We start from the raw sequence: 25823 nt of genomic DNA, 5'->3' as shown, positions 1-25823 counted from the left end.
TAGTGGATCGTCACGGTTTATTCATCCCCCGTTGGCATCCTCCCGCTGTGTGTCCGCTGGGAGCGTAGCCGCCTTCGGGCCGGGGCCGGCCTCGGGCAGCGGCACGTGGGCGATGGCCACGAGTCCGACGACGACGGCCCCGGCGGCCTCGAGGGCGTGGGCCGCCTCCCTGGCGGTCGCGCCGGTGGTCAGGACATCGTCGACGACGAGGCAGCGGCGCCCGCGCAGGGACCGGACCGTGCGGCCGCCGGCCGGGATCCGGGCGCCACGTCCCCGCACGGTGAGCCGCCGCCGGGCGGCGAGAGACCCGGAGACGCGGGCGCGGCGCTGGGAGCGGCCGAGTCCCTTCTGGGACCCTCCGCCGGCGGAGGCCGCCGCGCGCAGGGCCTGCGCGAGCCGCTCGCGGGTCCCGCGGCGGCGGGGGGCGAGCGCCTCGACCCACAGGGTCCCGGGCGGGAGGCGTCCGGCGCGCCGGACTCGGGCGAGCAGCACCTGCAGCGGGTCGAAGCCCCGGCGCAGGAACGCCCCGCCGCTGGTGGGGACGGGCACGAGGAGCAGGCCGCCGTCGGTGCCCGGCCGAGCGTTCCCCGCCGCGGCGGCCAGGCCGCGTCCGAGCGCGGCGGCGAGCTCTGCGGCGAGGACCGCGCTGCCGTGCCGTTTGAAGGCCAGAAGCGTGAGTGAGAGCTCGTTGCGGTAGGGCCCGGCGGACACGGCGGGGAGCAGGACCCGGCCGCCCGCCTCGATGAGCGCCGGGGCATGCTCCTCGACGCGGGCGGGCCCGGCGGTGAGGCGGCGGACCTGCCTCGCGCAGGCGCCGCAGAGCTCCCTGTCAGGGGCGCCGCAGGCGGCACAGTCGACCGGGACGAGGAGTCCGAGCAGGTCCCTCGCCGCGCCGGCCGCGCCTTCGAGCAGCCGCAGCGCCGGGTGCGCGGGACGGCCCGTGTGCCGTCCGGCCGTGGCCGGCCCTGGCCGCGGCCCACGGGCCGCCGTGGCGGGCGGGCGTGCGGACGCTCGATCGGCAGGGGCAGGATCCATGCCCCCAGCCTTGCCCGACTGCGTGTCCGGGAGCCAGCGTCGGGGCCTCCATGTGGACGCCGGTGCGCTGTGCCATCCGGCGGCGGCCCCCGCTATCCGGCGAAGGAGAGGCCCTCGACGCCCTTGCCCAGCTCGGTCCACGTGGTCCGGACGAGGGCGAAGACCCCTGCCGGTGTCTGGGCGTAGATCTCCTGGTCGCCGTTGCCGGCCGAGATCGCCTCGATCCCCGGCAGCTGCGGGAGCTGCCGGGGGTCTCCGCCCTTGAGGGAGACCAGCTCGGGAGCCACCGGATCGTTCGCGGACACCCCGGAGACGAGGATCGTGGTGTCGTCGACCCAGACGGCCCGGCGGGGGCTCTTCTCGGTCGTCGACAGCGTGATGGGCGTGGAGAGCTCGCGCGGCGTGCCGTCGGCGGCCCGCTGCACGCCGGCGACCTGGAGCGCCGTGGAGTCTCCCTGGCTCGAGAGGACGAGGGCGCGGGTGCCGTCCCGCGAGACGCGCAGGTCCTCGACCGTCCGGCCCGCGAGCCACGGGGCCGTCAGCGTCGCCTTGGGCACGGGCGCTCCCTCAGCGACCCCGGCCGGCTTGTAGGCGACCGCCTCGGTCGCCCCGCCGCCGCCCGGGCCGGCAGTCCATACCCAGTCGAAGGGGTCGATCGAGGGCGGGCTGAAGCGGGTCCGCGAGTCGAGGAGCCGGGGCGCCTGGTTCTGCACGATGGAATAGAGGCCCTTCTCGCCGAGGAAGGCGTAGACATGCTGCGACGCCGACGCGGCGGGATCGTGGGGCGCGAGCGAGGCCACGCTGCGCAGCCCGTCGATCCTGGCGGCCTGGCGGCTGGCGTACTGGACGAGCTCGCCGCCGGCGATGCCCACCTGCCAGGCCGGGACCTTGGGGTCGACGACGGGCTCGGGGACCGATTTGCCCGTGGTCGGGTCCTCGAGGGTCACATCGGCCTGGTTCGACCGCAGTGTCACATCCACGACGGAGCTGATCCCCGAGAAGGTCCGCACCAGCTGGTAGCGCATGCGCTGCCGGTCCGTGAACGAGGCATCCCGGAGCTCGGGCGTCAGGTCGACTTGGGCGGTGTTGTCCACGATCGGCACCGACTCGCGTTCGAGCCGGATCCCCTGCGGGAACGCACTCGCGACCGCCGAGCGCAGATAGGGCGCCGGCCCCGCGATGAGGGCGCTCACGAGCGACTTCGCGACCCCGGAGTTGTCGATGAACCAGCGCACGTCCGGCACGAGCGTCGTGAAGGAGGGGTCGTAGAAGTACAGGGAGAAGGGCCTGTAGAGCGCCTTGAACGTCTCCTCGGGGATGGCCGTGCCGTCCGGCAGGTTGGACAGGCGCCACTGGCCGTCCACCTGGGAGAGGGTGACGTCGATGTGCTCCTTGGTGCCCGGCGGGAACGGTGTCGTGATGCCCTGCGAGTCCACCGAGTACGCGAGGTCGAATTCGTAGCGGTACTGGTTCTCCTTCCCCGTCGCCACCACGGTCGCGCTGCCGCGGTAGACGAGGGTCCGGTCGCTGGGCTTCCAGGACACCGCCTGCGCGGGGGCGAGGAACTGCCGCGCCACCGTGAAGTCGTTCTGGTAGCCGCTGCCGGCGTTGAAGAACCCGTCGATCATGGCCTGCGGGCTGGCCCCGTCGCGGGGGCCGGGCGGGATGATCTGGGGCGCGTTGCCAAGGGTCACGGCGCTGTCGCGGCTCTTGCCGACCGTGCCGGTCGTGGGGATCTGGGCACACCCCGCCAGCGTGGCGAGCGCGAGCAGCGCCGCGAGGACCGCGGCCGGTATCGAACGGCGCATCACCGCTGTTCCCCTTCCGTGGCGGCCCCGCCCGGTGGCGGCGCGTCCGACGACGGCGGGGTCCCGCCGTCGTCCGCGGCCGCGCCGCCCGCGGCGTGGAACGAGCCCAGCACGACGCCGCGCGTCGACTGCTCCTCGACCAGCACCACGTCGCCGTCGGCAGGCTGGAGCGCGACCGGGGACTCGACGATCTCCTGGCCCGCGCGCAGCGGAAGCGTCAGGCGGAAGCACGAGCCCTGACCGGGCTTCCCCCACGCCTGCAGCCAGCCGTTGTGCAGCTTGACGTCCTCGGTGGCGATGGACAGGCCCAGCCCGGAGCCGCCCGTGGTGCGGGCGCGGGCCGGGTCGGCGCGCCAGAAGCGGTCGAAGACGCGGGCAGCCTCCGACGGCGACATGCCGATGCCGTGGTCCCGCACGGACACCCCGACGGAATCGGCGTTCGCGGCGAGGAAGATCTCCACCGGGCGTCCCTCGCCGTGCTCGAGGGCGTTGAGCAGCAGGTTGCGCAGGACGCGCTCGATCCGCCGGCCGTCCATCTCGACGACGATGCTGGGAGAGCGCGTGTAGAGGCGTACCTCGGAGCCGCAGGCCGCGGCGATCGGCGCCGCAGTCTCGATGACGGTGCGGACCACCAGGACCAGGTCCTGCGGCTCGGCGTCGAGCACTGCGGCGCCCGCGTCGAAGCGGGAGATCTCGAGCAGGTCGTTCAGCAGGGCTTGGAACCGCTCCACCTGGTTGTAGAGCAGCTCGGCGGATCGCTTGGTGACCGGGTTGAACGTGTCCCGCGCGTCGAAGAGCACCTCGGCGGCCATCCGCACGGTGGTCAGCGGGGTGCGGAGCTCGTGGCTGACGTCGGAGACGAACCGCTGCTGCATGCGGGAGAGGTTCGCGAGGGCCGTGATCTGCTCCTGCAGGTTCGCGGCCATGTGGTTGAACGATGCGCCGAGGCGCGCCACCTCGTCCTCGCCCTCGACGGCCATGCGCTCCTCGAGCTGGCCGGAGGCGAGCTTCTCCGACACGGCCGCGGCATGGCTCACCGGGGACACGACGCCGCGGGTCACGATCCACGTGATCGCGCCGATGAGCAGGAGCAGGAAGATGCCGCCGAACCACAGCACGTTCTGCATGTCGTCGAGGGTCTGCTGTGCGGTCTCGATGTCGTAGATGAGGTACAGCTCGTACACGGTGCCGCCGAAGCTGACCTTGTTGCCCACGGCGATGGCCGGGTGGACGCGGTTGTCCACGGTCAGCGGGATGGACTGCCAGTACTGCTCCTGCTGGGAGTGCTGGACGGCGTCCCGCAGGGTCTGCGGGATGTCGTTCTCCGTCCGCAGGTAGGAGGCGCGGGAGTCCACCCAGCGGTTGCGCGGCTGGTCCTGGTTCGGCACAGCCAGGAACACGTACTGCCGCGGCGTGCCGGATTCTCGGTTCTCGAGCTGGTTGAGGGTGTCGTTGACCAGCTTGAGCACGCCCTGCTGGTCGGTGACCTGGGCGCCGTCGAACGTCTCCTGGACCTGCTGGACCGACTGGCGGGTCTGCACCTCGGCCTGTGCGAGGCGCTCCTGGAAGAGGTTGTTGGCGATCTGGTTCGACAGGTAGGCGCCGACCGCCAGGAAGGAGACGAACGTCAGCAGGAGCGTGACGAGCACCGTGCGGAACTGGAGGGAACGCCGCCAGCGGCGGGCGAACCCTCCCCTCGCCGCGAGGATGGTGGGCCCGATGTTCCGCAGCCCGCGGACCCCGGCGCGGAACGCGCGGATGCCGAGGACGCGGGCGCGCTTGGCCGTGATCCGCACCCGGTCCCCCACCTTGCGCCGCGTCGCCCAGCGGCGGGCGAGTCCGCGGGCCAGGCGCAGCCGCGAGCCGGCCCGGGCCGCGCCGGCCTGGGCCGCTTCCCCGCCTGGCGTGCGGCCCTGGGGGGCGTCGCCGGCCGGGGAATCCGTCCCGCCCGGGGTGGGCCCGCCAGCGGCCGGCCGCTGGGCAGCACCGTGCTCGGCGCCGGGCGTCTGCTGCGTCCCGGGTGGCGTGCGGTGGTCCTGCTCGATGTCCATCGGTCTCGATCTGGCGCGCGGTGCGTGCCCTGTGCTAGCTCCCGGCCTTGTACCCGACGCCGCGCACGGTGAGGATCACCTCGGGGGCCTCGGGGTCGCGCTCGATCTTCGAGCGCAGGCGCTGGACGTGGACGTTGACGAGCCTCGTGTCGGCGGCGTGGCGGTAGCCCCACACCTGCTCGAGCAGCAGCTCGCGGGTGAAGACCTGCCAGGGCTTGCGGGCGAGGGCCACGAGGAGGTCGAACTCGAGCGGGGTCAGGGAGATGTACTCGTCGCCGCGCCGGACGGTGTGCCCGGCGACGTCGATCGTGACTTCGCCGATACGCAGCGTCTCGGGCGCCTTGGTCTCGCCGGGGCGCAGCCGCGCGCGGACCCGGGCCACGAGTTCGGCCGGCTTGAAGGGCTTGGGCACGTAGTCGTCCGCGCCCGACTCGAGGCCCCGCACCACGTCCGAGGTGTCCGACTTCGCCGTGAGCATGACGATCGGCACGTCCGACTCCGAGCGGATCTGCCGGCACACCTCGATCCCGTCGAGCCCCGGCAGCATGAGGTCGAGGAGGATGAGGTCCGGCTTCTGGGCCCGGAACACGTCGGGGGCCTGGGCGCCGTCCGCGCAGAAGACGGGATCGAACCCGTCGTTGCGCAGGACGATGCCGATCATCTCGGCCAGGGCCTCGTCGTCGTCGACGACCAGAATGCGTGCCTTCATGCCTTCCACTCTCCCCCAACTGCGCGATCTCGCGTTCCCTCCGGGCCGTTGAGGGCCCGGGCATGCGTTTGGTCCATTCTAGGCGGCGCGCCCGCCGCGCCCGTCGCCGGGGCGGCACCGGCGTTTCCAGCGCCGTCCCAGCGAAGCCCACTAGGCTGCGCCCTGTGCCTCCCCTGACCACTGCGCTCGCCTCGTTCGTGCTCGATCCCGCGGCGGCCCTCCTGGCGCTAGCGGCCGGGGCGCTGTACGGGGTCGGCATGGCCAGGGCACGGCGCCGCGGGATCGCGTGGCCGCTGTGGCGCGCGCTGTGCTTCTACGTGCTCGGCCTCGGGGCGTACCTCGTGCTCGCGTGCGAGTTCACCGGCGCGTACGGGTCCTCGCTGCGCTGGGCGTTCACGCTGAAGATCGCGCTCATGTTCTTCGTCGTCCCGCTCTTCGCGGGGCTCGGACGGCCCGTGGGCCTCGCACAGGCCACGCTCGGCGACGCGGGGCGGGCACGGCTCGGGAGCCTCATGCAGAGCCCGGCCGTGAGGATCCTCGGCAACGCCTTCGTGGCCCCGATCATCGGGATGGTGCTCTTCGGCACGTTCCTCACCCCGCTGCTGGCGCTCTACCGTTCGCAGCCGGTGGTGAGCGGGGCCCTGAGCGTCCTCGTGCCCCTCGTCGGCCTCGTCCTCGCGCTGCCGCTGACGGAGGCCGAGTCGTTCGAACGCTCCAGCGCGTTCATCGTCCTGGAGTTCGTCTACGTCTTCATCGAGCTCCTCGCGGACGCGATCCCGGGGATCTTCCTCCGCCTGGCCCCCACCGTGCTCGACGGTGTCTCGGCGTGGCCGGCCGGCGCGGCCGCCTGGTTCCCGACCCCGCTGCGGGACCAGCAGCTTGCCGGCGACCTCCTGTGGTTCATCGCCGAGGCGGTCGACATCCCGGTCATCATCCTCATGTTCGTGCGCTTCTCGCGCAGCGACCGCCGGGAGGCGAGGTCCTTCGACCAGCTCACCGACGAGGAGATGGACGCCCTCGCCGAGGAGCACCTGCGCCGCGGGAACGGTTGAGCGGTTCCCGGAGGGCTCAGCCGAGGGCGATCTGGTTGACCGCGTCGGCGGCCTTGACCGCCGCGGTCAGGAGCGCGGTCGCCTCGGCAGGCCTGAGGGCGGCGAGGCCGCCCACCGGGGTGAGCCGGACGGCGTCGAGCGCAGAGAGCGGGAGGCCGAGCTGGCGCCACGGCCGCAGGACGCGCTCGGCAAGCTCGCGGGTGCGGGGCCGGGCCGCGGCGTCGTGCGGGACCGCCCCGAGCCACACTCCCGCGCCCGCCTCGACGGCGCCGGCCAGCTCCTCCCACTGCGGCACCGTCAGGTCCGCGACAGGCAGCGACACGGCGTCGGCGCCGGCGTCGAGCACCCGCCCGATCGGCGCCTCCCACGCCGGGAGATTCACGACGACGGTCTCCGCGCCCGCCGCGTGCAGCGCCTCGGCGGCCCAGCCCCAGGCAAGGCGGGCCTCCTCCGCGGGCACCGACCGCAGTGTCCGGTAGCCGCTCGCCGTCGGCAGGAGCCCGGCCAGGACGCGGGCAGCGTCCGGCTCGTCCAGCTGCACGGTGAGGCGCGCCCCCGGGACCGCGCGCCCGACGCGGTCGAGGAACGGGGCGAGCCCTGCGGCGAGGGACTGCGCGACATCCCGCCGGGCGCCGTGGTCGACGAGGACGCGTTCGCCGGAGGGCAGGTAGAGGCCTGCCATGAGGCTCAGCGGGCCCAGCACGCGAACATGGAGGGCCTCCGCGCTGCTCTCCTCGTCCCCCGCCACGTCCGCGAGGACGTTCAGATCCGTGGACAGGGCGGAGGCCGCGCGGGCCGCGTCGAGCCCGGGCTGGGGCACGAGGCGCCAGCCGTGGGGCTGGACGTCGGCGTGCAGGTCGGCGAGGATCGAGGCCGTCCTGCCGACCGGGTCGGAGCCGACGCCGCGGTCCGGCAGTTCGGCCAGGACGGGCAAGTGGGGCGCCCCGAGTTCGCCGCGGATCGCCTTCGCTGCCTCGAGCGGATCGGTGCCCGGCCAGTCGCCGAGGGCCGTGGCTGTGACCTGGCCGGTCACGCGCCCGCGTCCGCGGGCGCCTGGCCCGGGGTGCCCTGGCCGTGGTCCTCGGCGATCGCCTGATGGTGCCGGATGACCTCGCTGATGATGAAGTTCAGGAACTTCTCGGCGAAGGCCGGGTCGAGCTGTGCCTCCTCGGCCAGGCGGCGGAGGCGGGCGATCTGGGCGGCCTCGCGGTCCGGGTCGGCCGGCGGCAGGTGGTGCTGGGCCTTGAGGAACCCGACCCGCTGGGTGACCTTGAAGCGCTCGGCCAGCAGGTACACGAGGGTCGCATCGAAGTTGTCGATGCTTGACCGGATCGAGAGGAGCTCAGCCATCACGGCGGGGTCGACGTGGCCCGTCAGCGAACTGGCGCTCGGGTCATACTCCGGCGGGGTCGCTGTCATCTCGACGTCGGTGTCAGGTCGCTGCTCGGTCATGCTGCCCAGTCTATGGGGCGGCGCCGACGGCCCGTTTCCGTGACGGGAGCGGCCCCCCGCCCGTGTCCGGGTGGGGGGCCGCAGGCCATGCCGGAGGTCGCTCCGGCCGGTTCAGCTCTCGAGGAGGGCCCGGTGCGCGCGGCGCCGCTCGGCCTGCTCCATGGGGTCCGGAACCGGGAGCGAGGCGATGAGCCGCTTCGTGTAGTCGTGCTGGGGGGCACCCATGACCTGGCTGCCGATCCCCTGCTCGACCATGCGCCCCTTGTACAGCACGCCGACCCAGTGGCTGAGCTGGTCCACCACGGCGAGGTCGTGGCTGATGAACAGCGCCGCGAAGCCCAGTTCGGCCTGGATCTCGCGGAACAGCTCGAGGACCTTCGCCTGCACCGACACGTCGAGGGCCGAGGTGGGCTCGTCCGCGACCAGCAGCTTCGGCTCGAGCGCGAGGGCCCGGGCGAGGGAGGCCCGCTGGCGCTGGCCGCCGGAGAGCTCGTGCGGGTAGCGGGCGGCGTACGCCGCCGGCAGCTGCACTGATTCGAGCAACTCGCCCACGCGGCGCCGCACCTGCGCGGAATCGAGGTCCAGATGGACGATCAGCGGCTCCGCGATGCACTCGCCGATGGTGAGCTGCGGATTGAAGGACGCCGCCGGGTCCTGGAACACGAAGCCGATGTCCTTGCGGACCGGCTTGAAGGCCCGCTCCTTGAACCCGACCATCTCGTGCCCGAGGACCTTCAGGCTCCCGCCGGTGGCCCGGTTGAGTCCGGCGATCGCCCGGCCGATCGTCGTCTTGCCCGATCCGGACTCCCCGACGAGCCCGAACACCTCGCCGGCGCGCACCGTGAAGGACACGTCCTGGACGGCGCGGAACGGCGGCGTGCCGAGGCGGCCGGGATAGGTGATGTCGAGCCCCTTGGCCTCGACGAGGACCTCCCCGTCCTGCCGCAGGCGCTCGGTCGCCCCCTCGGAGGCCGATTCCCGCCCGAGGTGCGGCACGGCGTCGAGCAGGCGGCGCGTGTAGTCCTCGCGCGGGCTGGCGAAGAGCGTGCGCACCGGTGCCTCCTCGACCACCTCGCCCTGGTACATCACCACGACGCGGTCCGCGAGGTCGGCCACGACGCCCATGTTGTGGGTGATGAGCACGATCGAGGTCCCGTACAGGTCCCGCAGGTCGCGCAGGAGCTCGAGGATCTCGGCCTGGACGGTGACGTCGAGCGCCGTCGTCGGCTCGTCGGCCACGATGAGCTCGGGGTCGAGCGCGAGCGCTGCCGCGATGACCACCCTCTGCTTCTGGCCGCCCGAGAACTGGTGCGGGTAGTAGTCGACCCGCTTCTCCGGATCGGGGATGCCGACCTTGCGCAGGGCCTCGACCGCCCGCTCCTTGGCCTCCTTCCGGGTGACCTTCTTCCCGTCGCGGCCGTGGTGCGCCCGGATGCCCTCGGCGATCTGCCAGCCGACCGTGAAGACGGGGTTGAGCGCCGTGGAGGGCTCCTGGAACACCATCGCCACGTCGCGGCCCCGCAGTTCGCGGAGCTTGCCCGCGCTGAGGCTGACCACATTGTGCCCGTTGATCACGACCGCGCCGGAGCTCGTCGCGGTCTCGGGGAGGAGGCCGAGGATGGTCTTGGCCGTGACGGTCTTGCCCGAGCCGGATTCGCCGACGACGGCGACGACCTCGCCGGCGCGGACGTCGAGGCTGACACCGCGCACCGCGTTGACCGCCCCCGCGTCGGTGGCGAACGTCACCTCGAGGTCGTCGATGTCCAGGACCGTGGCCGAGGGCGCCGCCGCGGGTGCCACGTCGAGTTGCTCACTCATGCTGGGCTTCCTTCCGAGACGGCGGGCGCGGCGCTCTTGGCGCCCTTGGCCGCGCTCTTCTTCTTTCCGCGGGTGCGGATCCGCGCGTCGGCGAGGTCGTTCATGCTCTCGCCCACGAGGGTCAGGCCGAGGACCGTCAGGACGATGGCGAGGCCGGGGAAGACTCCGGTCCACCAGATCCCCGCCGTCACGTCGGACGTCGCCTTGCTCAGGTCGTAGCCCCACTCGGCGGCGCTCGTGGGCTCGATCCCGAACCCGAGGAAGCCCAGACCGGCCAGCGTCAGGATGGCCTCCGAGGCGTTGAGCGTGAAGATCAGCGGGATGCTGCGGGTCGCGTTGCGGAACACGTGCCGCGCCATGATCCTCGTGCTCGAGGCGCCGATCACCTTGGCGGACTCCACGAACGGCTCGGCCTTGAGGCGGATCGCCTCAGCGCGCACCACGCGGAAGTACTGCGGGATGAAGACGACCGTGATCGAGATCGCGGCGGCCATGATGCCGCCCCAGAGGCTGGACTGGCCGTGGCTGATGACGATCGACATGACGATCGCCACGAGCAGCGAGGGGAACGCGTACACGGCGTCGGCGACGACCACGAGGATCCTGTCGAGCCACCCGCCGACGTACCCGGACACGAGGCCGAGGGCCACGCCCACGAAGATGGACAGGATCACAGCCACGATGATCACCAGGATGGCCGTCTGGGTGCCCCACACGACGCGGGAGAACACGTCGTACCCGCCGACGGTCGTGCCCCAGAGGTGCTTGGCACTGGGCGGGTCCTGGGTGGGGAAGTTGCCGCCGGCATCGGCCAGCTGCGAGTAGCCGTAGGGGGCGATGAGCGGCGCGAAGACCGCGCAGAGGAGGAAGATGCCGGTGAGGACCAGGCCCGCGATGAGCATGGTGCGCTGGACGCCCACGCTCATCCGCACCTGGGCGAGGACGGGGATCCTGGTCCAGAGCGGGTCCTTACGCTCGATCTGCGGTGCTTCTGCGACGGAGGAAGGGGTCGGGGTGGGGGCCGTCATCAGTACCTCACTCTCGGGTCGATGAGGGCGGCGATGACGTCCACGATGAAGTTGGTCACCGCGACGATCACCGCCAGGAGAACGACGATGCCCTGCACCGCGACGAAGTCACGGGCGGTCAGGTACTGCGCCAGCTGGAAGCCGAGGCCCTTCCACTCGAAGGTCGTCTCGGTGAGGACCGCGCCGCCGAGCAGGAGGGCGATCTGCAGGCCCATCACGGTGATGATGGGGATGAGCGCGGGCTTGTAAGCGTGCTTGGTGACGAGCCGGAACTCGCTCACGCCCCGCGAGCGGCCGGCCTCGACGTAGTCCTTGCCGAGGGTGCCGATGAGGTTGGTCCGCACGAGCCGCAGGAACACGCCGGCCGTGAGGAGCCCGAGGGCGAGGCCCGGGAGGATCGCGTGCTGCTCGACGTCCCAGAAGGCGGCCATGTTGCCGCTCCGGAGCGCGTCGAGCCAGTAGATGCCGGTCGGGGCCGACAGCTGGGTGAGCGCGAGCTCGGTCGTCGTCGTCGCCCGCCCGGCGATGGGCGTCCAGCCGAGCCAGACGCCGAAGACGAGCTTGAGCAGGAGCCCGGCGAAGAAGACCGGCGTGGCGTAGAACAGGATCGCGAGGACCCGGAGCACGGCGTCGGAGCCCTTGTCCCGCCGGTGCGCGGCAACCATGCCGAGGGGGATGCCGACGATGAGTGCGACGACGACGGCGTTGATCGCCAGCTCGAGCGTCGCGGAGCCGAACGTCGCGAGCATGTCCGTCACGGCGCGGTTGTCGGAGATCGTGCGGCCGAAGTTGCCGGTGAAGATCTGGCCCAGGTACTCGAAGTACTGGACCATGATGGGCCGGTCGTAGCCGGCCTCGTGGATGCGCTGCTGGAGCTGGTCCGCCGGGAGGCGGCCGCCGAGCGCGGCGGTGATGGGGTCTCCTGTGATCCTCATGAGGAAGAAGACCATGGTCACGAGGATGAGGATGGTCGGGATGATCAGCAGGAAGCGGATCATCAGGTAGGTCAGGAGGCCGCCGCCCTTGGTTTTGGCGACGGGCTCTGGGACACCCGCGGCTTCTGGGGGCGCCTCGGTGAATGCAGTCATGGTGGGGGTTCCTCCGCACCGCAGCGGCGGGATGCCGGTTGTGCATCCCGCCGCCGCGTTGGTCTAGCTGTGGTCCGTGCCGGCTACTTGCTCAGGACGCCGAGGCGGAACTTGAAGGACGGGTCGAGCGTCGAGTCGACGCCCTTGACCGACTTCCCGGACACGGCGACCTGCGAGCCCTGCAGCAGCGGCAGGGTCGAGAGGTCCTTGGCGACATCGTCCTGGATCTGCCCGAGCTGCTGGGAGCGGGAGCTCTTGTCCGGGTTGGTGGCCTCCTTGGAGATGAGGTCCTGGACGGCCGTGTTGGTGTAGTGGTTCTTCAGGAAGTTGTTCGCGGTGAAGAACGGCGTGAGGTAGTTGTCCGGGTCGGAGAAGTCCGGGAACCACCCAAGCTGGTACATCGGGTACACGTCCTTGGTGCGGTCCTTGGCGTAGGTGACCCACTCCGTGGACTGGAGGTTAACCTTGAACAGGCCGCCGGCCTCGAGCTGCTGCTTCACGAGGGCGTACTCATCGCCCGAGGACGTCCCGTAGTGGTCCGGGTTGTACTGCAGGTTCAGCGTCACCGGGCTCGTGATGCCGGCGTCGGTGAGGGCCTTCTTGGCCTTGTCCGCGCTGGGCTTGCCGTTGCCGTCGCCGTACATCGACTTCAGCGGGGTCGTGGCCCCGAGGAAGCCGTCCGGGATGTAGGAGTACAGGGGGCTGTAGGTGCCCTTGTAGACCTGGGAGGCGATCGCGTCGCGGTCAACGAGGTCGGCCATGGCCTGGCGCACGGCCAGGGACTTGGCGGGGTCGGCCTCGGGGGTCTTGGCGCCGAAGGGCATCGTGTCGAAGTTGAACACGATGTAGCGGATCTCGCCGCCGGGGCCCTTGTGGATGGCGACCTTGTTGTCCTTGGACAGGCTGTCGACGTCCGTGGCGGTCAGGGAGCGCCAGGCGACGTCGATGTTGCCCTGCTGGACATCGAGCTTGAGGTTGTTCGAGTCGGAGTAGTACTTGAGGTTGACCGTGTCCGTGGCCGGCTTGCCGAGGAGGCCCTGGTAGTCGGGGTTCGCCTTGAAGGACACGAGCTGGTTCTTCTGGTACGAGGAAATCGTGTACGGGCCGGCGAAGGCCTTCTTCGAGATGATGTCCTCGTCGTTCATGACCTTGTCGGCCGGGAAGACCTTGTGGTCGACGATCGGCCCGACCGGGCCGGTGAGCACCTGCGGGAACGTCTGGTCGTTGCCCTTCTTGAGGTGGAACACGACCGTTGTGGCGTCCTTGGCGTCGACGCTCGCGAGATTGTCAAGGAGCGAGGCGGGGCCGTTGGGGTCGTTGATCTTGACCTGCCGGTCGAAGGAGAACTTCACGTCGGCGGAGTCAAGCGTGTCGCCATTGGCCCACTTGAGCCCGCTCTTGAGCTTGACCGTGTACTCGGTCGGCGAGGTGAACGAGGCCGACTCCGCGATGTCCGGCTGCGGCTCGGCGCTGCCGGGCTTGGAGTTGAGCAGGAAGGGGTAGATCTGGTTCATGACCATGAACGACCCGTTGTCGTAGGACCCTGCGGGATCGAGGAAGGTGACCTTGTCGGTGGTGCCGACCGTGATGGGCCCACTCGAGGCTGAGCTGTTCGAGGAGGATCCTCCGGAAGGCCCCGTGCACGCCGTCAGCGTGAGCAGGGTGACGCCGGCGAGCGCGATCGCGCTCCGCACAGCAAATCTGGTCTGAGACATCAATGACCTTTTCTTGTCGAAAGTGGCCGTGCCCTCCCCACGCGGGCACGCGCGGGCGTGACCCAAGGCACAGTCCTGATGCCATCGATTCAATCACTAATTCCGTGAAGTGAAGGACTTGTTTGAATCAATCGAGACCTAACAGTGACCTTTGTCCCCTCGGGGCTACCCTGGCGGCGCCGCGGACGACGGCGGAACTCGCAGCGCGCCGTCGTCCGCGGAGGGTGCCTCCCCTACTGCGTGAAGGGGACGCGCTGCCAGCTGAGCACGGGGCGGCCCCTCCCGGCGTCGCCGTCGGCGGCGACGTCGACCTTGAGGTAGTCGGTCGCATGCGAGGAGCCGTCGACCGTGATGCGCGTCAGGTTGTCGGCCGAGCCCTTGACTCCGTAGCGCGCGAGCCAGGTGGAGCCGGAGGCGAGCGGGCGGTCGCTGTTGTAGACGTGGCTGTCGCCGTTGAACAGGTACACCTCGCCGTCGAAGGCCGAGGCCTCGTCCACGAGGGCCTGCACGAGCGGCGTGAAGGCGCTGATGTCCTGGGGCGTCGGCGTGTAGGTCGGGTCGAACATGTCCGCCTGCTGGGCGATCACCACCGTGCGGTCGTGGCGCTGCTTCGCCTGGGCGAAGGTCTGCCTGACCTCGGCGATGTCCGCGGCTGTGCGGGAGCGCACCTCCGCGGCCTGCTCGGGGGTCTCGGCGGTCTTGCCGAGGCCCGTCCACGGCTGGGAGGAGTTGTTGCTGCCCGGGACGTTGATCGCAGCGAAGGCCACGCGGTTCCTCGTGAAGGACACGTTCTCGGGCACGCCGAGGGCGGCCTGGCTCGTCACCGGCATGGTCGCGCCGAGGGTCTTGCCCGGGGTGCTGAAGAACACCTCGCGGATCTTCGCGAGTCGCTCGAGCGGGTTGTAGGCGCCGTTGTTGGCCCGGTGGCAGTCGGTCCACTCGTTGTCGCCGGGCGTGTACACGAGCGGATGCGTGAAAGCGTCGAAGTCAGCCCGGATCTGGGAGAAGTACTCGTCCGAGCACGCCGTGGAGCCGTTCTTGATGTCGCCGACGTGGATCACGAAGTCGAGCGAGGTGTCGGCGTTCAGCTGGGCGACCTGGGAGGGGAAGTCCGCTGCCGCGGCCGCGCCGTAGGGGGTGTCGCCGATGACGGCGAAGCTGAAGGCGGGCTTGGTCCCGGCGCTCGGCGTGGTGTCGGCGGCCCATGCGGCCGAGGCCACGGGGGCGAGGCCTGGGGTGGGGAGGCCTGCCGAAGGCAGGGCGGCCGCGGCGACGGCTGCCAGGGCGACGGCTGCCGCTGCTGCTGCAAGGCGGCCGCGCCGACGGGCAGCCTGCGGGCGGGCAGCGTGTGGATGGGCAGCGCGCGGACGGTCGTTGTGGGCGGGCATGGCGCTTCTTCCTCTGCGTGGGGCTGGACAGCGGCAGGCTAGCCGGCCTAGGTGCAGGAGGGGCGTCACGCAGGTGTACGGCGGGAGAACAGCGCCAGCACGTCAGCGCAGGGCGCACTTCAGGGGCGTCAGCCCACGCGGTCCAGCGCGCGGGCGGTGTCGATGGTGGCCTGGCCGAGGACGCGGGTGCCCTGGTACAGGACCACCGTCTGTCCGGGGGCCACCCCGCGCAGGGGCGTGTCGAGGGTGACCTCGAGGACCGGGCCCGGCACGCCGTTGGCCGCCTCCCCGGCCCCGTCCCCCGCCGCGGCGGCCGGTTCGAGCCGGGCGCGGGCCGGCACCGGGTCGCCGTGCGCCCGGACCTGGGCCTCGCAGACGAACTCCTCGCCGGCCTCGGCGCCGGTCGGCGGCAGGCCCGCCCAGGAGAGGCGGATTCCGCGGATCCGCTCGACGGCGAGGAGCTTCTCGGGCCCCACCACGACCATGGCGTCCTTGGGCCGGATCTCGAGGACGAAGCGCGGCTTCCCGTCCGGTGCCGGGCGGCCCAGTCGCAGTCCCCGGCGCTGCCCCACGGTGAAGGCGTTCGCGCCGGTGTGCTCGCCGACCTTGGCGCCGGTCTCGTCGACGATGACGCCGGGCTCCATCTCAATCTGCTCCGCGAGCCAGCCGCGCGTGTCGCCGTCGGAGATGAAGCAGATGTCGTGGCTGTCCGGCTTCTTCGCGACGGAGAGGCCGCGCCGGGTCGCCTCCGCGCGGACCTCGGCCTTGCTCGGGGTGTCCGCGAGCGGGAAGAGGCAGTGCTCGAGCTGCTCGGCGGTGAGGACCCCGAGCACGTAGGACTGGTCCTTGGCCCAGTCCGCGGCGCGGTGCAGCTCCGGGCTGCCGTCCGCGGTCCGGATGACCTTGGCGTAGTGGCCCGTGCAGACGGCGTCGAAGCCGAGGGCGAGAGCCTTCTCGAGGAGGGCGGCGAACTTGATCCGCTCGTTGCAGCGCATGCAGGGATTCGGGGTGCGGCCCGCGGCGTACTCGGCCACGAAGTCGTCCACCACGTCCGCCTTGAACCGCTCGGAGAAGTCCCAGACGTAGAACGGGATGCCCAGCCTGTCGCAGGCCCGCCACGCGTCGTTCGAGTCCTCGATCGTGCAGCAGCCGCGGGAGCCGGTGCGCAGGGTCCCCGGCATGCGGTTGAGGGCCAGATGGACCCCGACGACGTCATGCCCCGCCTCGACGGCGCGGGCGGCGGCGACGGCCGAATCCACTCCCCCGCTCATGGCTGCCAGAACTCGCACCGGTCTATTCTAGCGTCGAGGGCGGCCCGGCCGCCCCGATCCTCGGCGGCAGGGAGGGCACATGGAGCATCCGATCGTCATCGCCGGCGGGGGCCTCGCGGCGGGGAGCGCGGCGAAGACGCTGCGCCAGGAAGGCTACGGCGGCCCCGTGCGGATTGTGGCCGGGGAGCGGCGCGCCCCCTACCTGCGTCCCCCGCTGTCGAAGGAGTTCCTCAAGGGCACCGGGACCGAGGCAGAGCTCGAGGTCAATCCGCGGCCGTGGTACGACGAGAACGACGTCGAGCTGCTGCTGGGTGAACGGGCCGTCCAGATCATCCCGGCTGCCCGCATGGTCCGGCTCGAGAACGACGCCCTCCTGCCGTATTCGAAGCTGCTCATCGCCACCGGCGCCCAGCCGCGCCGGCTCGACGTCCCGGGCACAAAGCTCGAGGGCGTCCACAGCCTCCGCCGGTTCGAGGACTCGCTCGCGCTGCGCGGCGCCCTCTCGGGCGGGGGCGGGCGCGTGGCGGTGGTCGGCACGGGGTGGATCGGCCTCGAGGTCGCGGCGGCGGCGCGGGAGTACGGGAACGAGGTCACCGTGCTGGGCCGCCACACCACCGTGCTCCGGCAGCTCGAGCCTGCCCTCGGAGACGTGTTCCGCCGTGCCCTCGAGGCCGAGGGCGTGGCCTTCCGGCTCGGCTGCCATCCGGTGGAGTTCGTCCGATCCCCCCACGGCGAGGGCGTGGGCGCGGTGGTGCTGAACACCGGCGAGCGGATCGCGGCGGAGACAGTGGTGGTGGCCGTCGGCGTGGAGCCGGAGACTCATCTGGCCGAGGAGGCCCGCATCCCGGTGCGCAACGGCATCGTCACCGACGCGTCGCTGCGCACCCGGACACCGGACGTCTACGCTGCCGGAGACGTGGCGAGCTCGCTCCAGCCCTTCACGGGCGAGCATGTGCGCAGCGAGCACTGGTCCAATGCGCTCAACGGCGGGAAGGTCGCGGCACGGTCGATGCTGGGCCAGGAGGCCACGCTGGACCTCGCCCCGTACTTCTACACGGACCAGGCGGGGCTCAGCATGGAGTACTCGGGCTACTGGCAGCTCGTGCACGGCGCCCAGCTTGTGCTGCGGGGCTCGATCGCGACCGCGGAGGCGGCCAAGGAGGGCTTCGTGGCCCTGTGGGTGCGCGACGGGGCCCTCGTGGGCGGGATGAACGTCAACGTCCCGCGGCAGCAGAAGGCCATCAAGGCGCTCATCGCCTCGCGGGCCCGCCTCGATCCGCGCCGGCTCGCGGACCCGTCCGTCCCGCTCGCCGAGCTCGCCGCGACCTAGCCGCCTTCACACTGGAGGTGTCACCTCCTGAGGGTCACCTCTTGCGGGTCGGACGAATCCGACCGGCTTTCTCGCGCCCGGTTCGGCGTGTCGGCTCTGCTGACGGCGTTTCGGGCTGCGGCGTGTCCGAAAGCAGGTCGGTTCCGCCCCTCAGGGCGATCGTTGCCGGCGGTGGCCGGGCCAGCGGGACGGTGGGGAACGCGCACGACGCCGGCACTCGCCGTCGGCCGCCCGGCTCGCCTCAGCACCCCCCGGAAGTGACCTTCAGAGGGTGACCCCCAGGAGATGACCCCCAGAAGGGGGGGTCAGCGGCGGGCGCGGGTGCTTGCCGTCTCGATGCGGCTCTCGTGCCCGGCCATGCCCGCGGCCCGGGCCTGCTCCACGGCGGGACCGATCGCCTTCAGGAGGGCGTCGACATCGGCCTCCGTCGAGTTCCAGCCGAGGCTGAACCTCTGCGATCCGCGTGCCTCCTCCTCCGAGCGCCCCATGGCGAGCAGCACATGGGAGGGCCGCGGTACCCCGGCCGTGCAGGCGGAGCCCGTCGACGTGGCGATCCCCGCCATGTCGAGCAGGAACAGCAGCGAGTCCCCCTCGCACCCGGGGAAGGTCACGTGCGCGATTCCGGGGAGCCTCGTGCGGAGGCCGTCTCCGTCGGGGCTGCCGCCGATCGGGGGGCCGCTCACGACGGCGCCGGGCACCTCGCGTTCGATGCCCGCCAGCAGCCTGTCGCGCAGCCCCGCGAGGCGCCGGGCCTCCTCGGGGAGGCGGGCGACGGCGTCGTGCGCGGCCACAGCGAAGGCGGCGCCGCCGGCGGCGTCGAGCGTGCCGGAGCGCAGGCCGCGCTGCTGGCCGCCGCCGTGCAGGAGCGGCGTGGGAGCTGCGTCACGGCGGACCGCGAGCGCCCCGATCCCCACGGGGGCGCCGAGCTTGTGGCCGCTCACCGCGAGGGTGGCCAGCCCGGAGCCGGCGAAGTCCACGGGCAGGTGCCCGAACGCCTGGACCGCGTCGGAGTGGACGGGCACCCCGTGGGCCGCGGCGAGGCGGGCGGCCTCCTGGACCGGCTGGACCGTCCCCACCTCGTTGTTGGCCCACATGAGCGCCACGAGCGCCACGGACCCGGGATCCCTCTCGAGCTCGGCGCGGAGCGCGTCCAGGCTCGTGACGCCGTCCCGGTCACACGGCAGCCACACGGCCTCCGCGCCCTCATGCGCCTCGAGCCACTCGACGGTGTCCGCCACGGCGTGGTGCTCCACGCTCGAGCACAGGATCCGCCGACGCCGCGGGTCCTCGGCGCGCCGGACCCAGTACAGGCCCTTGAGCGCCAGGTTGTCCGACTCGGTCCCTCCGGAGGTGAAGACGATCTCAGTCGGGTGGGCCCCGAGGGAGGCGGCCAGCGACTCGCGGGCGTCCTCGAGCACGCGGCGGCCGGCCTGCCCCGCGGCATGGAGGGAGGACGGGTTGCCGCCGCGGGCGATCTGGCCCGTGTAGGCCGCCAGCGCTGCGGGAGTCACAGGCGTGGTGGCCGCGTGGTCGAGGTAGACAGGCACCTCTCCACTGTAGGCGCCGCCTGCGCTGTGCGCCGCCCGAGCAGGGGCCCTCCCACGCCAGCCGGTGCCGGGCGTCAGCGCGGCGTCATGGGGTGCGGGGGACGATCCGGGCGCAGCACGCGTGCGCGCCCGCCCCGGGCTCCGCCGGCTCGACCGCCTCGACCGAGTGCTCGGCATCCCCGCACCCGTCGAGCGCGCCGGAGAGCAGCGCACCGTTGAGGCTGCACACCACATCGCGGTGGCCGCGGGAGAGCCGGTGGAAGGGGCAGTTGCCCAGCTCGATGGATCCCGCGGCGCCCGGAACAGGGGCGTAGCCCGTGGCCTCCAGGACGGCGCCGATGCTGCCGTGCTCGGCCCCGAGGGCCTCCCCTGCCTCCCGCCCCACGGCCGCGAGCGCCTGGGCCATCGGGGTGCCGGCGGCCATCGACCTCTCGGCCGCTGCGGCGAGGAGGTCGCCGGCCAGCTCGTACGAGCGTTCGGGCACCGCGGCGACGATCTCGGTCACGGTCGCCACGTAGAACTTGGAGGGACGTCCGGACCCGGGGCCGCGGCGCTCGGACGGCTTGGCGAACGTGGCGGACAGGACGCCGTCGTCCACGAGCCGGTCCAGGTGCGCCGCCGCTGCCGCGCGGGAGAGCCCCAGGGCGTCGGCGGCCTCGTCGCGGCCCACGGGCCGCCCCGCACCGCGGACGTAGAGGTAGAGCGCACGACGCCGGTCCTCGCCGAGCGCTGCCAGGGCGCCGAGCCGCTGGCGCCAGGTGGGTCCTGCCATACGGCCCATCCTACATCCAAAAACGTGATCCATTGTTTTAGAGCGCCCACGGTTCTAAAATTCGAATCACCATTTATACCGAAGGAGAAGGCCATGTCAGCCACTTCAGCCCCGCACCACGGCCACCTGCGCGGATTCGGCAGCAGGAGCCGCGTGCGATCGCTCGCGCCCGCCGACCAGGCGTACCTCATGCTCCGCACCCTCTACGTCGTCGCCCCGATCCTGTTCGGGCTCGACAAGTTCTTCAACGTCCTCACCTACTGGCCGGACTATCTCGCCCCGGCCGCCACCGCGATCGTCCCCCTCAGTGCCCAGACCTTCATGCACATCGTGGGCGTGGTCGAGATCGTCGCGGGCCTGCTCGTGGCCTGGACCCCGCGCTGGGGTTCGCTGGTCGTGGCGCTCTGGCTCGCCGGCATCATCGTCAATCTCCTCCTGCTCGGGCACGGCTTCGACGTGGCCCTGCGGGACTTCGGACTGCTCGTCGGGGCGCTGGCCCTCAGCCGGCTCGCCCGCCGGGCCTGAGCACCGGGTCCGCCGTCGGGGCCGCGAGGACAGCCAGTGCCCGGGGGACCACACTGATGTCCACGGCCCCGGCGGCGACCCGCTCCCCGTCCGCGTAGACCACCATTCCCGGCGCGCCCAGGCGCACGCTCCGCACCGTGCTCAGCTCGACCGCCGGGTGCCCCACGTGCGCTCCCCGGAAGACCTTCGGGAAGACGGCGAGGAACGCGGGCACGGACAGGGGCCCGACCACGAGGAGGTCGAGCGCGCCGTCGTCCGCGCGGGCTGCCGGGGCCACGAGCATCCCGCCGCCGAGCGAGGGCCCGTTGGCCACCGAGACGAGCATGGCGAGCCGGCGGCCGGACGCGCCGTCGGCAGCGAGGTCGAACGGGATGGGCCGGAACGAGACGAGTTCGCGCAGCACGGCGAGGACGTACCTGGCCCGGCCGCGCGGCCAGCGCCAGCCATTGGCGCGCTCGTTGACCCGCGCGTCGAAGCCCGCCGAGGCCACCGCGACATAGTGCCGCTGGCCGCCGGGCCACTCGATGCGCCCGAGGTCGAGGCGGCGCGGGCCAGCCTCGAGGGCAGCGAGGAGCGCCTCGACGGCGCCTGCCACCGAGTCGAGCGGCACTCCCAGCAGGCGCGCGACGTCGTTCCCGGTCCCCGCCGGGACCACCCCGAGGGGCACGCCCGTGCCCGCAAGCACATTGGCGACGAGGTTGACGACGCCGTCGCCGCCCACCGCGACCACCGCGTCGGAGTCCGGCAGCGCCTGCACGACGGCCGCCGCGAGCTCGGAGGCGCTCCCCCGGCGCAGCTCGGTCACCGCCACCCCGCGGGAGCGCAGGGCAGCCGCCGCCTCGCGGCCGCGGCGGTCCCCCAGCCCTGCATGGGCGGCCGGGTTCACGGCGAGGGTAATCCTGGCGGGAGAGTCCTCGGGAAGGGGCATGTGCGCGATTATCGCAGGGCTCCGGGCGCGGGCCGGGACGGCGTGCCCTGCCCGCGCCCCTACGATGGACCCATGCCCGCGCACGTGCCGTCCCACTACGAGGTACTCGGCGTGCCGGTCACCGCGAGCGAGGCCGAGATCCGGCGCGCCTACCGCCGCGCCGCGCGGGCCCACCATCCCGACCACGGCGGCGACGTCGGCGAGTTCCGCCGGGTCACCCTGGCCTTCGAGGTCCTCGCGGACCCGCGGGCCCGCGAGGCCTACGACCGCAGCTACTTCACGTCCTCCCCCCAGCGCGAGGCCGGCCGCGCCGCGGCAGGTGCCGGCCCGGCGTCGTCCGCCCCGGCCGGGTCCCCGACCGGCGGGTTCACCGCGCGGCCAGCGCCGAGGACGCCGGGCCAGCGCAACCCCGCCGCCGAGCCGGCGGTCTACATCCCGCCGTTCGAGCCGGGCACGGCGCCGCTCCTTCCGGCGGCGGTCGCCGCGCGGCCCGAGCACGGCGCGCCCCGCCGGCGCGGCCTGTTCGGGGCCGAGGCGCGGATCCAGCGCGAGGAGCGCACGGCGGCCCTCATTCGCCGCCGCATCCTGGGCACCATCCCCTCGGCACGGCTGCTCAACGGCCTGCGCGCTCCCCGGGACGCGTCCCATGTGGCGCACGCCGTCCTCGCCGGCTACCGGCTCGCCCTCGTCGACTCGATGCTCGTGCCGCGGGGGAACTACGCATGGGACGGCGCGCACCTGGTCCACGGCGCCAGGACGGTCGCCCCGCCGCGGCTCGCCGAGCAGGTGCGCGACTTCCAGGAGGTGTTCGGCGAGCTCAACGTCCAGGGCTTCATCCTCGTCCAGACCCCGGACGAGAACCCCCACGAGCCCGTCATCGACGTCCGCCGCGGCGCGGGCGGCCTCGTCGAGCCGCTCAATGCCTCCAAGTTCGTCCGCGAGCTCACGTTCTTCCTCTCGTCCGGCCCGCAGCCCAACGTCGTCCTCGTCCCGGCCCTCGCCCGGCTGCTCACCGGCCTGCACTGACCGGCCCTGGACGGGCCGCGCCCCGGGCGCGCCTAGGATGGAGGGCGTGTTCCGCATCCTCTTCTACACGCCCGAGATCCCGGGCAACACCGGCAACGCCATCCGGCTCTCCGCCGTGACCGGCTCGCACCTGCACCTCGTCGAGCCGCTCGGGTTCAACTTCGAGGACGCGAACCTGCGCCGCGCGGGCCTCGACTACCACGACCTCGCCCACGTCACCGTCCATGCGACGCTCGAGGACGCGTTCGCGGCGCTGCTGCCCGCGCGGGTCTTCGCATTCACCTCGCACGGGGACACCCCGTTCGCGGACGTGGCCTACGCTCCGGGCGATGTGCTCTTCTTCGGCCCCGAGTCCGTGGGGCTGCCCCAGGAGGTGCTCGACGATCCCCGGGTCACGGCCCGCGTCCGGCTGCCGATGCTCCCGTCGAGGCGCTCGCTCAACCTCGCCAACTCCGCGTCGATCGCGGTCTACGAGGCGTGGCGGCAGAACGGGTTCGCGGGCGCCCAGCTCTGAGCCTTCAGAAGCCCGCGATCGTCTCCGGGTTGTTGACCGAGACCACATGGAACTCCTCGGCCGACGCGCCCGCGGGCAGGCCGGCCTCGAGCGCCGACGCGCGCATGCGCGAGCGGACCGACTCCTCCATCGCCGCCACGTCCGGATGCTGGCTGATGTGGATCTGGAGGGCGGCGATCTTCGTGTCCACGAAACCGCTCACGTCCGTGCAGTGGTTGGTGCGCTCCGCGGGCCCCGCGTACAGCCACAGCCAGGGCAGCCGGTAGGCGTCCAGGCCCGCCTCGGCGAGCTCGGGGTACGCGTACGGGTTCTCGAGCGCCGGGTACACCGCGCGCGTGACCGCCTCGCCGCACGCCAGGTGGTCCGGGTGGGACTTCTGGATCCGGTCCCAGTTCCGCTCGGGGTGCATCGCGAGCACGACGTCGGGGCGCACCCGCCGCACGAGCTCGACGACGTCCCGCATCACCTCGTGCGTGGGCTCGAGGTAGCCGTCCCGGTAGCCGAGGAAGTGCACGTCGGTGACGCCGACGAGGGCGGCGGCGCCGCGCTGCTCCTCGTGGCGCATCGCCACGATGCCCGCGCGGTGCTCCGGCTCGAAGCCGCCCGCGTCGCCGTCGGTCATGATGCAGTAGTGCACCTCGACCCCCGCCGCCGTCCAGGCGGCGACGGTGCCGGAGACGCCGAAGTCGAGGTCGTCCGGGTGGGCGCCGAATGCGACGACCCGGCGAACCCGGTGGCGCGACGGGTCGAACGGCCCCGGCTTCCTTGCGCCGCCGCGCGTGGCCCCAGTCATCTCGGCAGGGGCCATCAGCCGCGGCGCCGCTTGATCTCGGCGGTCGCCTGCGGAAGCACCTCGAACAGGTCGCCGACCACGCCGAAGTCGGCGATCTCGAAGACGGGCGACTCGGGGTCGGAGTTGACCGCGACGATGACCTTGGCGGTCTGCATGCCCGCCTTCTGCTGCACGGCCCCGGAGATGCCGGCGGAGATGTACAGCTGCGGCGAGACAGTCTTGCCCGTCTGGCCGACCTGCAGGTCGTGGCTCACCCACCCTGCATCGGCTGCGGCACGCGAGGCACCGACCGCGCCGCCGAGGGCGTCGGCCAGCTCCTCCACGGGCCCGAAGTCGCCGTCGGTCCCGCGGCCGCCGGCCACGACGACGCGGGCCTCGGTGAGGTCCGGGCGGCCCGAGCTGGCCTTGGCGGCCCGGCCCGTGACCCGCCCGGAGCGCGCGAGCGCGCCAGCGGGGACGGCCACGGGAGTGACGGAGGCGTCGCCGGGTGCCGGCGTGCCGGTGGCCCCGAGGTCGAGGTTGGCCTTGAGCGTCAGGACCGAGACGGGGCTGGTGGCCCGGGCGCGGTCCTCGTAGGAGCCCGCGAGGACGGACTTGTGGGCCGTGCCGTCGGGCTCGAGGCCGACCACGTCGGTGATCACGCCGGCGCCGAGCCGGACGCCCAGCCGGGCCGCGGTCTCCCGGCCGGCCGGCGAGTTGTCGAGCAGCACGGTGCCCACCGGCCGGCCTTGCGCATCCGAGGCCGAGACGACCTCGGAGAGCCACGCGGCGGTGGGCCCGACGAGGTACCCGGACAGGTCGGCCCTGTCGGGGACGTACGCGGCGGCCGCACCGTTCTCGCGCAGCTCGGCGAGGAGGGCCTCTCCGACGGGGGCGGTCGCGGCCACCGACACCGTGCCGAGGAGGCGCCCGGCGGACAGGAGCTCGAGCTGGGACTTCTTCAGGGACTCCCCGACGCCGTCGAGGACCACCAGGACATTCGCTTCAGTCATTGCCTTCTCCCTCAGATGAGCTTCTGCGCGGCCAGGAAGTCGACGAGCTTGACGCCCGCGTCGCCCTCGTCGGTGATGATCGTGCCGGCGGCGCGCGGCGGGCGCGGCTGGGCCGACTCGACGGCCGTGAGGGAACCCGCGGCGCCGACCTGGCCGGCGTCGAGCCCGACCTCGGCGAGCGAGAGCGTGGCGACCTTCTTCTTCTTGGCCGCGAGGATCCCCTTGAAGTTGGGGTAGCGCGGCTCGTTGGCCTGGTCGGTGACGGACACGAGGGCGGGCAGCTCGGCCTCGACAGTCTCGGTCACGCCGTCGCCATCGCGCTGGATCGTCACGGTGCTGCCCGAGACCTCGAGCGAGGACGCAAAGGTCAGCTGAGGCAGGCCCAGGCGCTCGGCGAGCTGGGCGGGCACGAGGGACGTCTCGCCGTCGGTCGAGGCCATGCCCGTGATGACGAGGTCCACGTCGCCGAGGGTGCGGACCGCGGCAGCCAGGGCGAGGGAGGTGGCCCACGCGTCCGAGCCCGCGAGCGCCTCGTCGCTGAGGTGCACCCCCGAGCTGGCGCCGATCTGCAGGGCCTTCTTGAGCGCGTTGGCGGCATCGGGGCCGCCCATGGTCAGCGCGACGACCTCGTTGCCGCCCTTGTCGCCGCCGCGGGCGTCCGTGAGCTGCAGCGCGGCCTCGAGGGCATACTCGTCCAGCTCGGAGAGGATGCTCTCGGAGCGGTCGAGGGTGCGCTCAGGGCCGATGTGACGGTCGAATTGCGCATCAGGGACGTGCTTGACCAGCACGACGATCTTGAGGGTGTCTCCCACGGTCCAAGGCCTTCCATGCTCGCGTACGTGCCGCGGGCGGGGACCGTCCGTGGCAGGTGCGCCCGGATCGCCCGCGGGCGCGACTGCGCCGCGCGCGGCGTGCATGCCGGGCACGCCCTAGCTAATCACACGCGCCGCCGAATCCGCTGCCCCAGCCCGGGTCTGTGTC

General features: G+C 72.4%; 23 protein-coding genes. 5 read left to right on the top strand and 18 right to left on the bottom strand.

Annotated features, from left to right (window positions below; genetic code table 11):
* Nucleotides 1–21: 21 nt before the first annotated feature.
* The 4 genes from ACYVKZ_RS04725 to mtrA form a co-directional block, all read right to left on the bottom strand.
* The gene (locus tag ACYVKZ_RS04725; protein WP_460990914.1) at nt 22–1035 is read right to left on the bottom strand and encodes a ComF family protein; all 1014 of its coding nucleotides are present in this window, start codon (nt 1033–1035) and stop codon (nt 22–24) included.
* Between the two features lie 92 nt (nt 1036–1127).
* Complete coding sequence (locus ACYVKZ_RS04720; protein ID WP_460990913.1) at nt 1128–2843, bottom strand: LpqB family beta-propeller domain-containing protein; 1716 nt, start codon at nt 2841–2843, stop codon at nt 1128–1130.
* Nucleotides 2843–4894: an MtrAB system histidine kinase MtrB gene (mtrB, locus tag ACYVKZ_RS04715; protein ID WP_460990912.1), complete on the bottom strand. Its 2052-nt coding sequence runs from the start codon at nt 4892–4894 to the stop codon at nt 2843–2845. The genes ACYVKZ_RS04720 and mtrB overlap by 1 nt, the downstream gene beginning before the upstream one ends.
* Nucleotides 4895–4928: 34 nt before the next feature.
* Nucleotides 4929–5603 carry an MtrAB system response regulator MtrA gene (gene mtrA, locus ACYVKZ_RS04710; protein ID WP_307003949.1) on the bottom strand — a complete coding sequence of 225 codons (675 nt, stop codon included), beginning with the start codon at nt 5601–5603 and terminating at the stop codon, nt 4929–4931.
* 164 nt (nt 5604–5767) lie between these two features.
* On the opposite strand from mtrA, the gene ACYVKZ_RS04705 reads away from it, so the two are divergent.
* Entirely contained in the window at nt 5768–6655 is an 888-nt protein-coding gene (locus ACYVKZ_RS04705) for a cytochrome c oxidase assembly protein (protein WP_460990909.1), read from the top strand.
* Nucleotides 6656–6671: 16 nt separating this feature from the next.
* Here ACYVKZ_RS04705 and ACYVKZ_RS04700 read toward each other — a convergent pair whose 3' ends face one another.
* From ACYVKZ_RS04700 to mnmA, 8 genes are all read right to left on the bottom strand, one after another.
* Nucleotides 6672–7688 carry a uroporphyrinogen decarboxylase/cobalamine-independent methonine synthase family protein gene (locus ACYVKZ_RS04700; RefSeq protein WP_460990907.1) on the bottom strand — a complete coding sequence of 339 codons (1017 nt, stop codon included), beginning with the start codon at nt 7686–7688 and terminating at the stop codon, nt 6672–6674.
* Complete coding sequence (locus ACYVKZ_RS04695) at nt 7685–8107, bottom strand: chorismate mutase (protein WP_460990905.1); 423 nt, start codon at nt 8105–8107, stop codon at nt 7685–7687. Before ACYVKZ_RS04695 ends, ACYVKZ_RS04700 begins: the two co-directional genes overlap by 4 nt.
* Nucleotides 8108–8218: 111 nt before the next feature.
* Entirely contained in the window at nt 8219–9925 is a 1707-nt protein-coding gene (locus ACYVKZ_RS04690) for a dipeptide ABC transporter ATP-binding protein (protein WP_460990903.1), read from the bottom strand.
* Nucleotides 9922–10953, bottom strand: a complete 1032-nt coding sequence (locus ACYVKZ_RS04685; protein ID WP_460990901.1) for an ABC transporter permease — start codon at nt 10951–10953, stop codon at nt 9922–9924. The genes ACYVKZ_RS04690 and ACYVKZ_RS04685 overlap by 4 nt, the downstream gene beginning before the upstream one ends.
* A complete protein-coding gene (locus ACYVKZ_RS04680) occupies nt 10953–12041 on the bottom strand; it encodes an ABC transporter permease (protein ID WP_307003957.1) in 1089 nt (362 codons plus the stop codon). Before ACYVKZ_RS04680 ends, ACYVKZ_RS04685 begins: the two co-directional genes overlap by 1 nt.
* An 83-nt stretch (nt 12042–12124) precedes the next feature.
* Nucleotides 12125–13756 (bottom strand): ABC transporter substrate-binding protein, encoded by a 1632-nt coding sequence (locus ACYVKZ_RS04675; protein WP_460990899.1) that lies wholly within the window; start codon nt 13754–13756, stop codon nt 12125–12127.
* A gap of 233 nt (nt 13757–13989) precedes the next feature.
* On the bottom strand, nt 13990–15144 hold the full coding sequence (locus ACYVKZ_RS04670) for a hypothetical protein (protein WP_460990897.1): 1155 nt from the start codon (nt 15142–15144) through the stop codon (nt 13990–13992).
* Nucleotides 15145–15272: 128 nt separating this feature from the next.
* Entirely contained in the window at nt 15273–16433 is a 1161-nt protein-coding gene (mnmA, locus tag ACYVKZ_RS04665; protein WP_460990895.1) for a tRNA 2-thiouridine(34) synthase MnmA, read from the bottom strand.
* 61 nt (nt 16434–16494) lie between these two features.
* Here mnmA and ACYVKZ_RS04660 point away from each other — a divergent pair, with 61 nt between their 5' ends.
* On the top strand, nt 16495–17745 hold the full coding sequence (locus tag ACYVKZ_RS04660; protein ID WP_460990894.1) for an NAD(P)/FAD-dependent oxidoreductase: 1251 nt from the start codon (nt 16495–16497) through the stop codon (nt 17743–17745).
* Nucleotides 17746–18050: 305 nt separating this feature from the next.
* On the opposite strand, the gene ACYVKZ_RS04655 is transcribed toward ACYVKZ_RS04660, so the two are convergent.
* Nucleotides 18051–19292 carry a cysteine desulfurase family protein gene (locus tag ACYVKZ_RS04655; protein ID WP_460990892.1) on the bottom strand — a complete coding sequence of 414 codons (1242 nt, stop codon included), beginning with the start codon at nt 19290–19292 and terminating at the stop codon, nt 18051–18053.
* A gap of 85 nt (nt 19293–19377) precedes the next feature.
* A complete protein-coding gene (locus ACYVKZ_RS04650) occupies nt 19378–20064 on the bottom strand; it encodes a helix-turn-helix transcriptional regulator (RefSeq protein WP_460990890.1) in 687 nt (228 codons plus the stop codon).
* A gap of 93 nt (nt 20065–20157) precedes the next feature.
* Here ACYVKZ_RS04650 and ACYVKZ_RS04645 point away from each other — a divergent pair, with 93 nt between their 5' ends.
* Nucleotides 20158–20589, top strand: a complete 432-nt coding sequence (locus ACYVKZ_RS04645) for a hypothetical protein (RefSeq protein WP_460990889.1) — start codon at nt 20158–20160, stop codon at nt 20587–20589.
* Here the strand turns inward: ACYVKZ_RS04645 and ACYVKZ_RS04640 are convergent.
* Nucleotides 20564–21517: a diacylglycerol/lipid kinase family protein gene (locus ACYVKZ_RS04640; protein ID WP_460990887.1), complete on the bottom strand. Its 954-nt coding sequence runs from the start codon at nt 21515–21517 to the stop codon at nt 20564–20566. The two genes, ACYVKZ_RS04645 and ACYVKZ_RS04640, sit on opposite strands and share 26 nt — an antisense overlap.
* Nucleotides 21518–21589: 72 nt before the next feature.
* Here ACYVKZ_RS04640 and ACYVKZ_RS04635 point away from each other — a divergent pair, with 72 nt between their 5' ends.
* Both ACYVKZ_RS04635 and ACYVKZ_RS04630 read left to right on the top strand, forming a co-directional pair.
* Complete coding sequence (locus ACYVKZ_RS04635; protein ID WP_460990885.1) at nt 21590–22543, top strand: J domain-containing protein; 954 nt, start codon at nt 21590–21592, stop codon at nt 22541–22543.
* Nucleotides 22544–22589: 46 nt separating this feature from the next.
* Nucleotides 22590–23057 carry a tRNA (cytidine(34)-2'-O)-methyltransferase gene (locus tag ACYVKZ_RS04630; protein WP_310076944.1) on the top strand — a complete coding sequence of 156 codons (468 nt, stop codon included), beginning with the start codon at nt 22590–22592 and terminating at the stop codon, nt 23055–23057.
* A 4-nt stretch (nt 23058–23061) separates the two neighbouring features.
* Here ACYVKZ_RS04630 and ACYVKZ_RS04625 read toward each other — a convergent pair whose 3' ends face one another.
* Genes ACYVKZ_RS04625 through ACYVKZ_RS04615 form a run of 3 tightly spaced genes read right to left on the bottom strand, consistent with a single transcriptional unit; the run spans nt 23062 to nt 25654 of the window.
* Nucleotides 23062–23850, bottom strand: coding sequence for a PIG-L deacetylase family protein (locus ACYVKZ_RS04625; protein ID WP_460990882.1), 789 nt, complete (start codon nt 23848–23850; stop codon nt 23062–23064).
* A gap of 14 nt (nt 23851–23864) precedes the next feature.
* A complete protein-coding gene (locus ACYVKZ_RS04620; protein WP_460990880.1) occupies nt 23865–24842 on the bottom strand; it encodes an electron transfer flavoprotein subunit alpha/FixB family protein in 978 nt (325 codons plus the stop codon).
* An 11-nt stretch (nt 24843–24853) separates the two neighbouring features.
* On the bottom strand, nt 24854–25654 hold the full coding sequence (locus tag ACYVKZ_RS04615; RefSeq protein ID WP_460990878.1) for an electron transfer flavoprotein subunit beta/FixA family protein: 801 nt from the start codon (nt 25652–25654) through the stop codon (nt 24854–24856).
* Nucleotides 25655–25823: the final 169 nt, after the last annotated feature.

It is taken from the genome of Sinomonas soli (assembly GCF_054782415.1).
The sequence above is the reverse complement of the archived record's forward strand: the minus strand, read 5'-3'. Positions and strand labels throughout refer to the sequence as shown.

Bases quoted from the DNA above. Each gene is read 5' to 3' on its own strand.
- mtrA (WP_307003949.1), bottom strand. From the start codon at position 5,603: ATGAAGGCACGCATTCTGGTCGTCGACGACGACGAGGCCCTGGCCGAG.
- ACYVKZ_RS04640 (WP_460990887.1), bottom strand. From the start codon at position 21,517: ATGCCCCTTCCCGAGGACTCTCCCGCCAGGATTACCCTCGCCGTGAAC.
- mtrB (WP_460990912.1), bottom strand. From the start codon at position 4,894: ATGGACATCGAGCAGGACCACCGCACGCCACCCGGGACGCAGCAGACG.
- ACYVKZ_RS04720 (WP_460990913.1), bottom strand. From the start codon at position 2,843: ATGCGCCGTTCGATACCGGCCGCGGTCCTCGCGGCGCTGCTCGCGCTC.
- ACYVKZ_RS04625 (WP_460990882.1), bottom strand. From the start codon at position 23,850: ATGACTGGGGCCACGCGCGGCGGCGCAAGGAAGCCGGGGCCGTTCGAC.
- ACYVKZ_RS04675 (WP_460990899.1), bottom strand. From the start codon at position 13,756: ATGTCTCAGACCAGATTTGCTGTGCGGAGCGCGATCGCGCTCGCCGGC.
- ACYVKZ_RS04690 (WP_460990903.1), bottom strand. From the start codon at position 9,925: ATGAGTGAGCAACTCGACGTGGCACCCGCGGCGGCGCCCTCGGCCACG.
- ACYVKZ_RS04670 (WP_460990897.1), bottom strand. From the start codon at position 15,144: ATGCCCGCCCACAACGACCGTCCGCGCGCTGCCCATCCACACGCTGCC.
- ACYVKZ_RS04645 (WP_460990889.1), top strand. From the start codon at position 20,158: ATGTCAGCCACTTCAGCCCCGCACCACGGCCACCTGCGCGGATTCGGC.
- ACYVKZ_RS04620 (WP_460990880.1), bottom strand. From the start codon at position 24,842: ATGACTGAAGCGAATGTCCTGGTGGTCCTCGACGGCGTCGGGGAGTCC.
- ACYVKZ_RS04725 (WP_460990914.1), bottom strand. From the start codon at position 1,035: ATGGATCCTGCCCCTGCCGATCGAGCGTCCGCACGCCCGCCCGCCACG.
- ACYVKZ_RS04680 (WP_307003957.1), bottom strand. From the start codon at position 12,041: ATGACTGCATTCACCGAGGCGCCCCCAGAAGCCGCGGGTGTCCCAGAG.
- ACYVKZ_RS04635 (WP_460990885.1), top strand. From the start codon at position 21,590: ATGCCCGCGCACGTGCCGTCCCACTACGAGGTACTCGGCGTGCCGGTC.
- ACYVKZ_RS04660 (WP_460990894.1), top strand. From the start codon at position 16,495: ATGGAGCATCCGATCGTCATCGCCGGCGGGGGCCTCGCGGCGGGGAGC.
- ACYVKZ_RS04650 (WP_460990890.1), bottom strand. From the start codon at position 20,064: ATGGCAGGACCCACCTGGCGCCAGCGGCTCGGCGCCCTGGCAGCGCTC.
- ACYVKZ_RS04685 (WP_460990901.1), bottom strand. From the start codon at position 10,953: ATGACGGCCCCCACCCCGACCCCTTCCTCCGTCGCAGAAGCACCGCAG.
- ACYVKZ_RS04695 (WP_460990905.1), bottom strand. From the start codon at position 8,107: ATGACCGAGCAGCGACCTGACACCGACGTCGAGATGACAGCGACCCCG.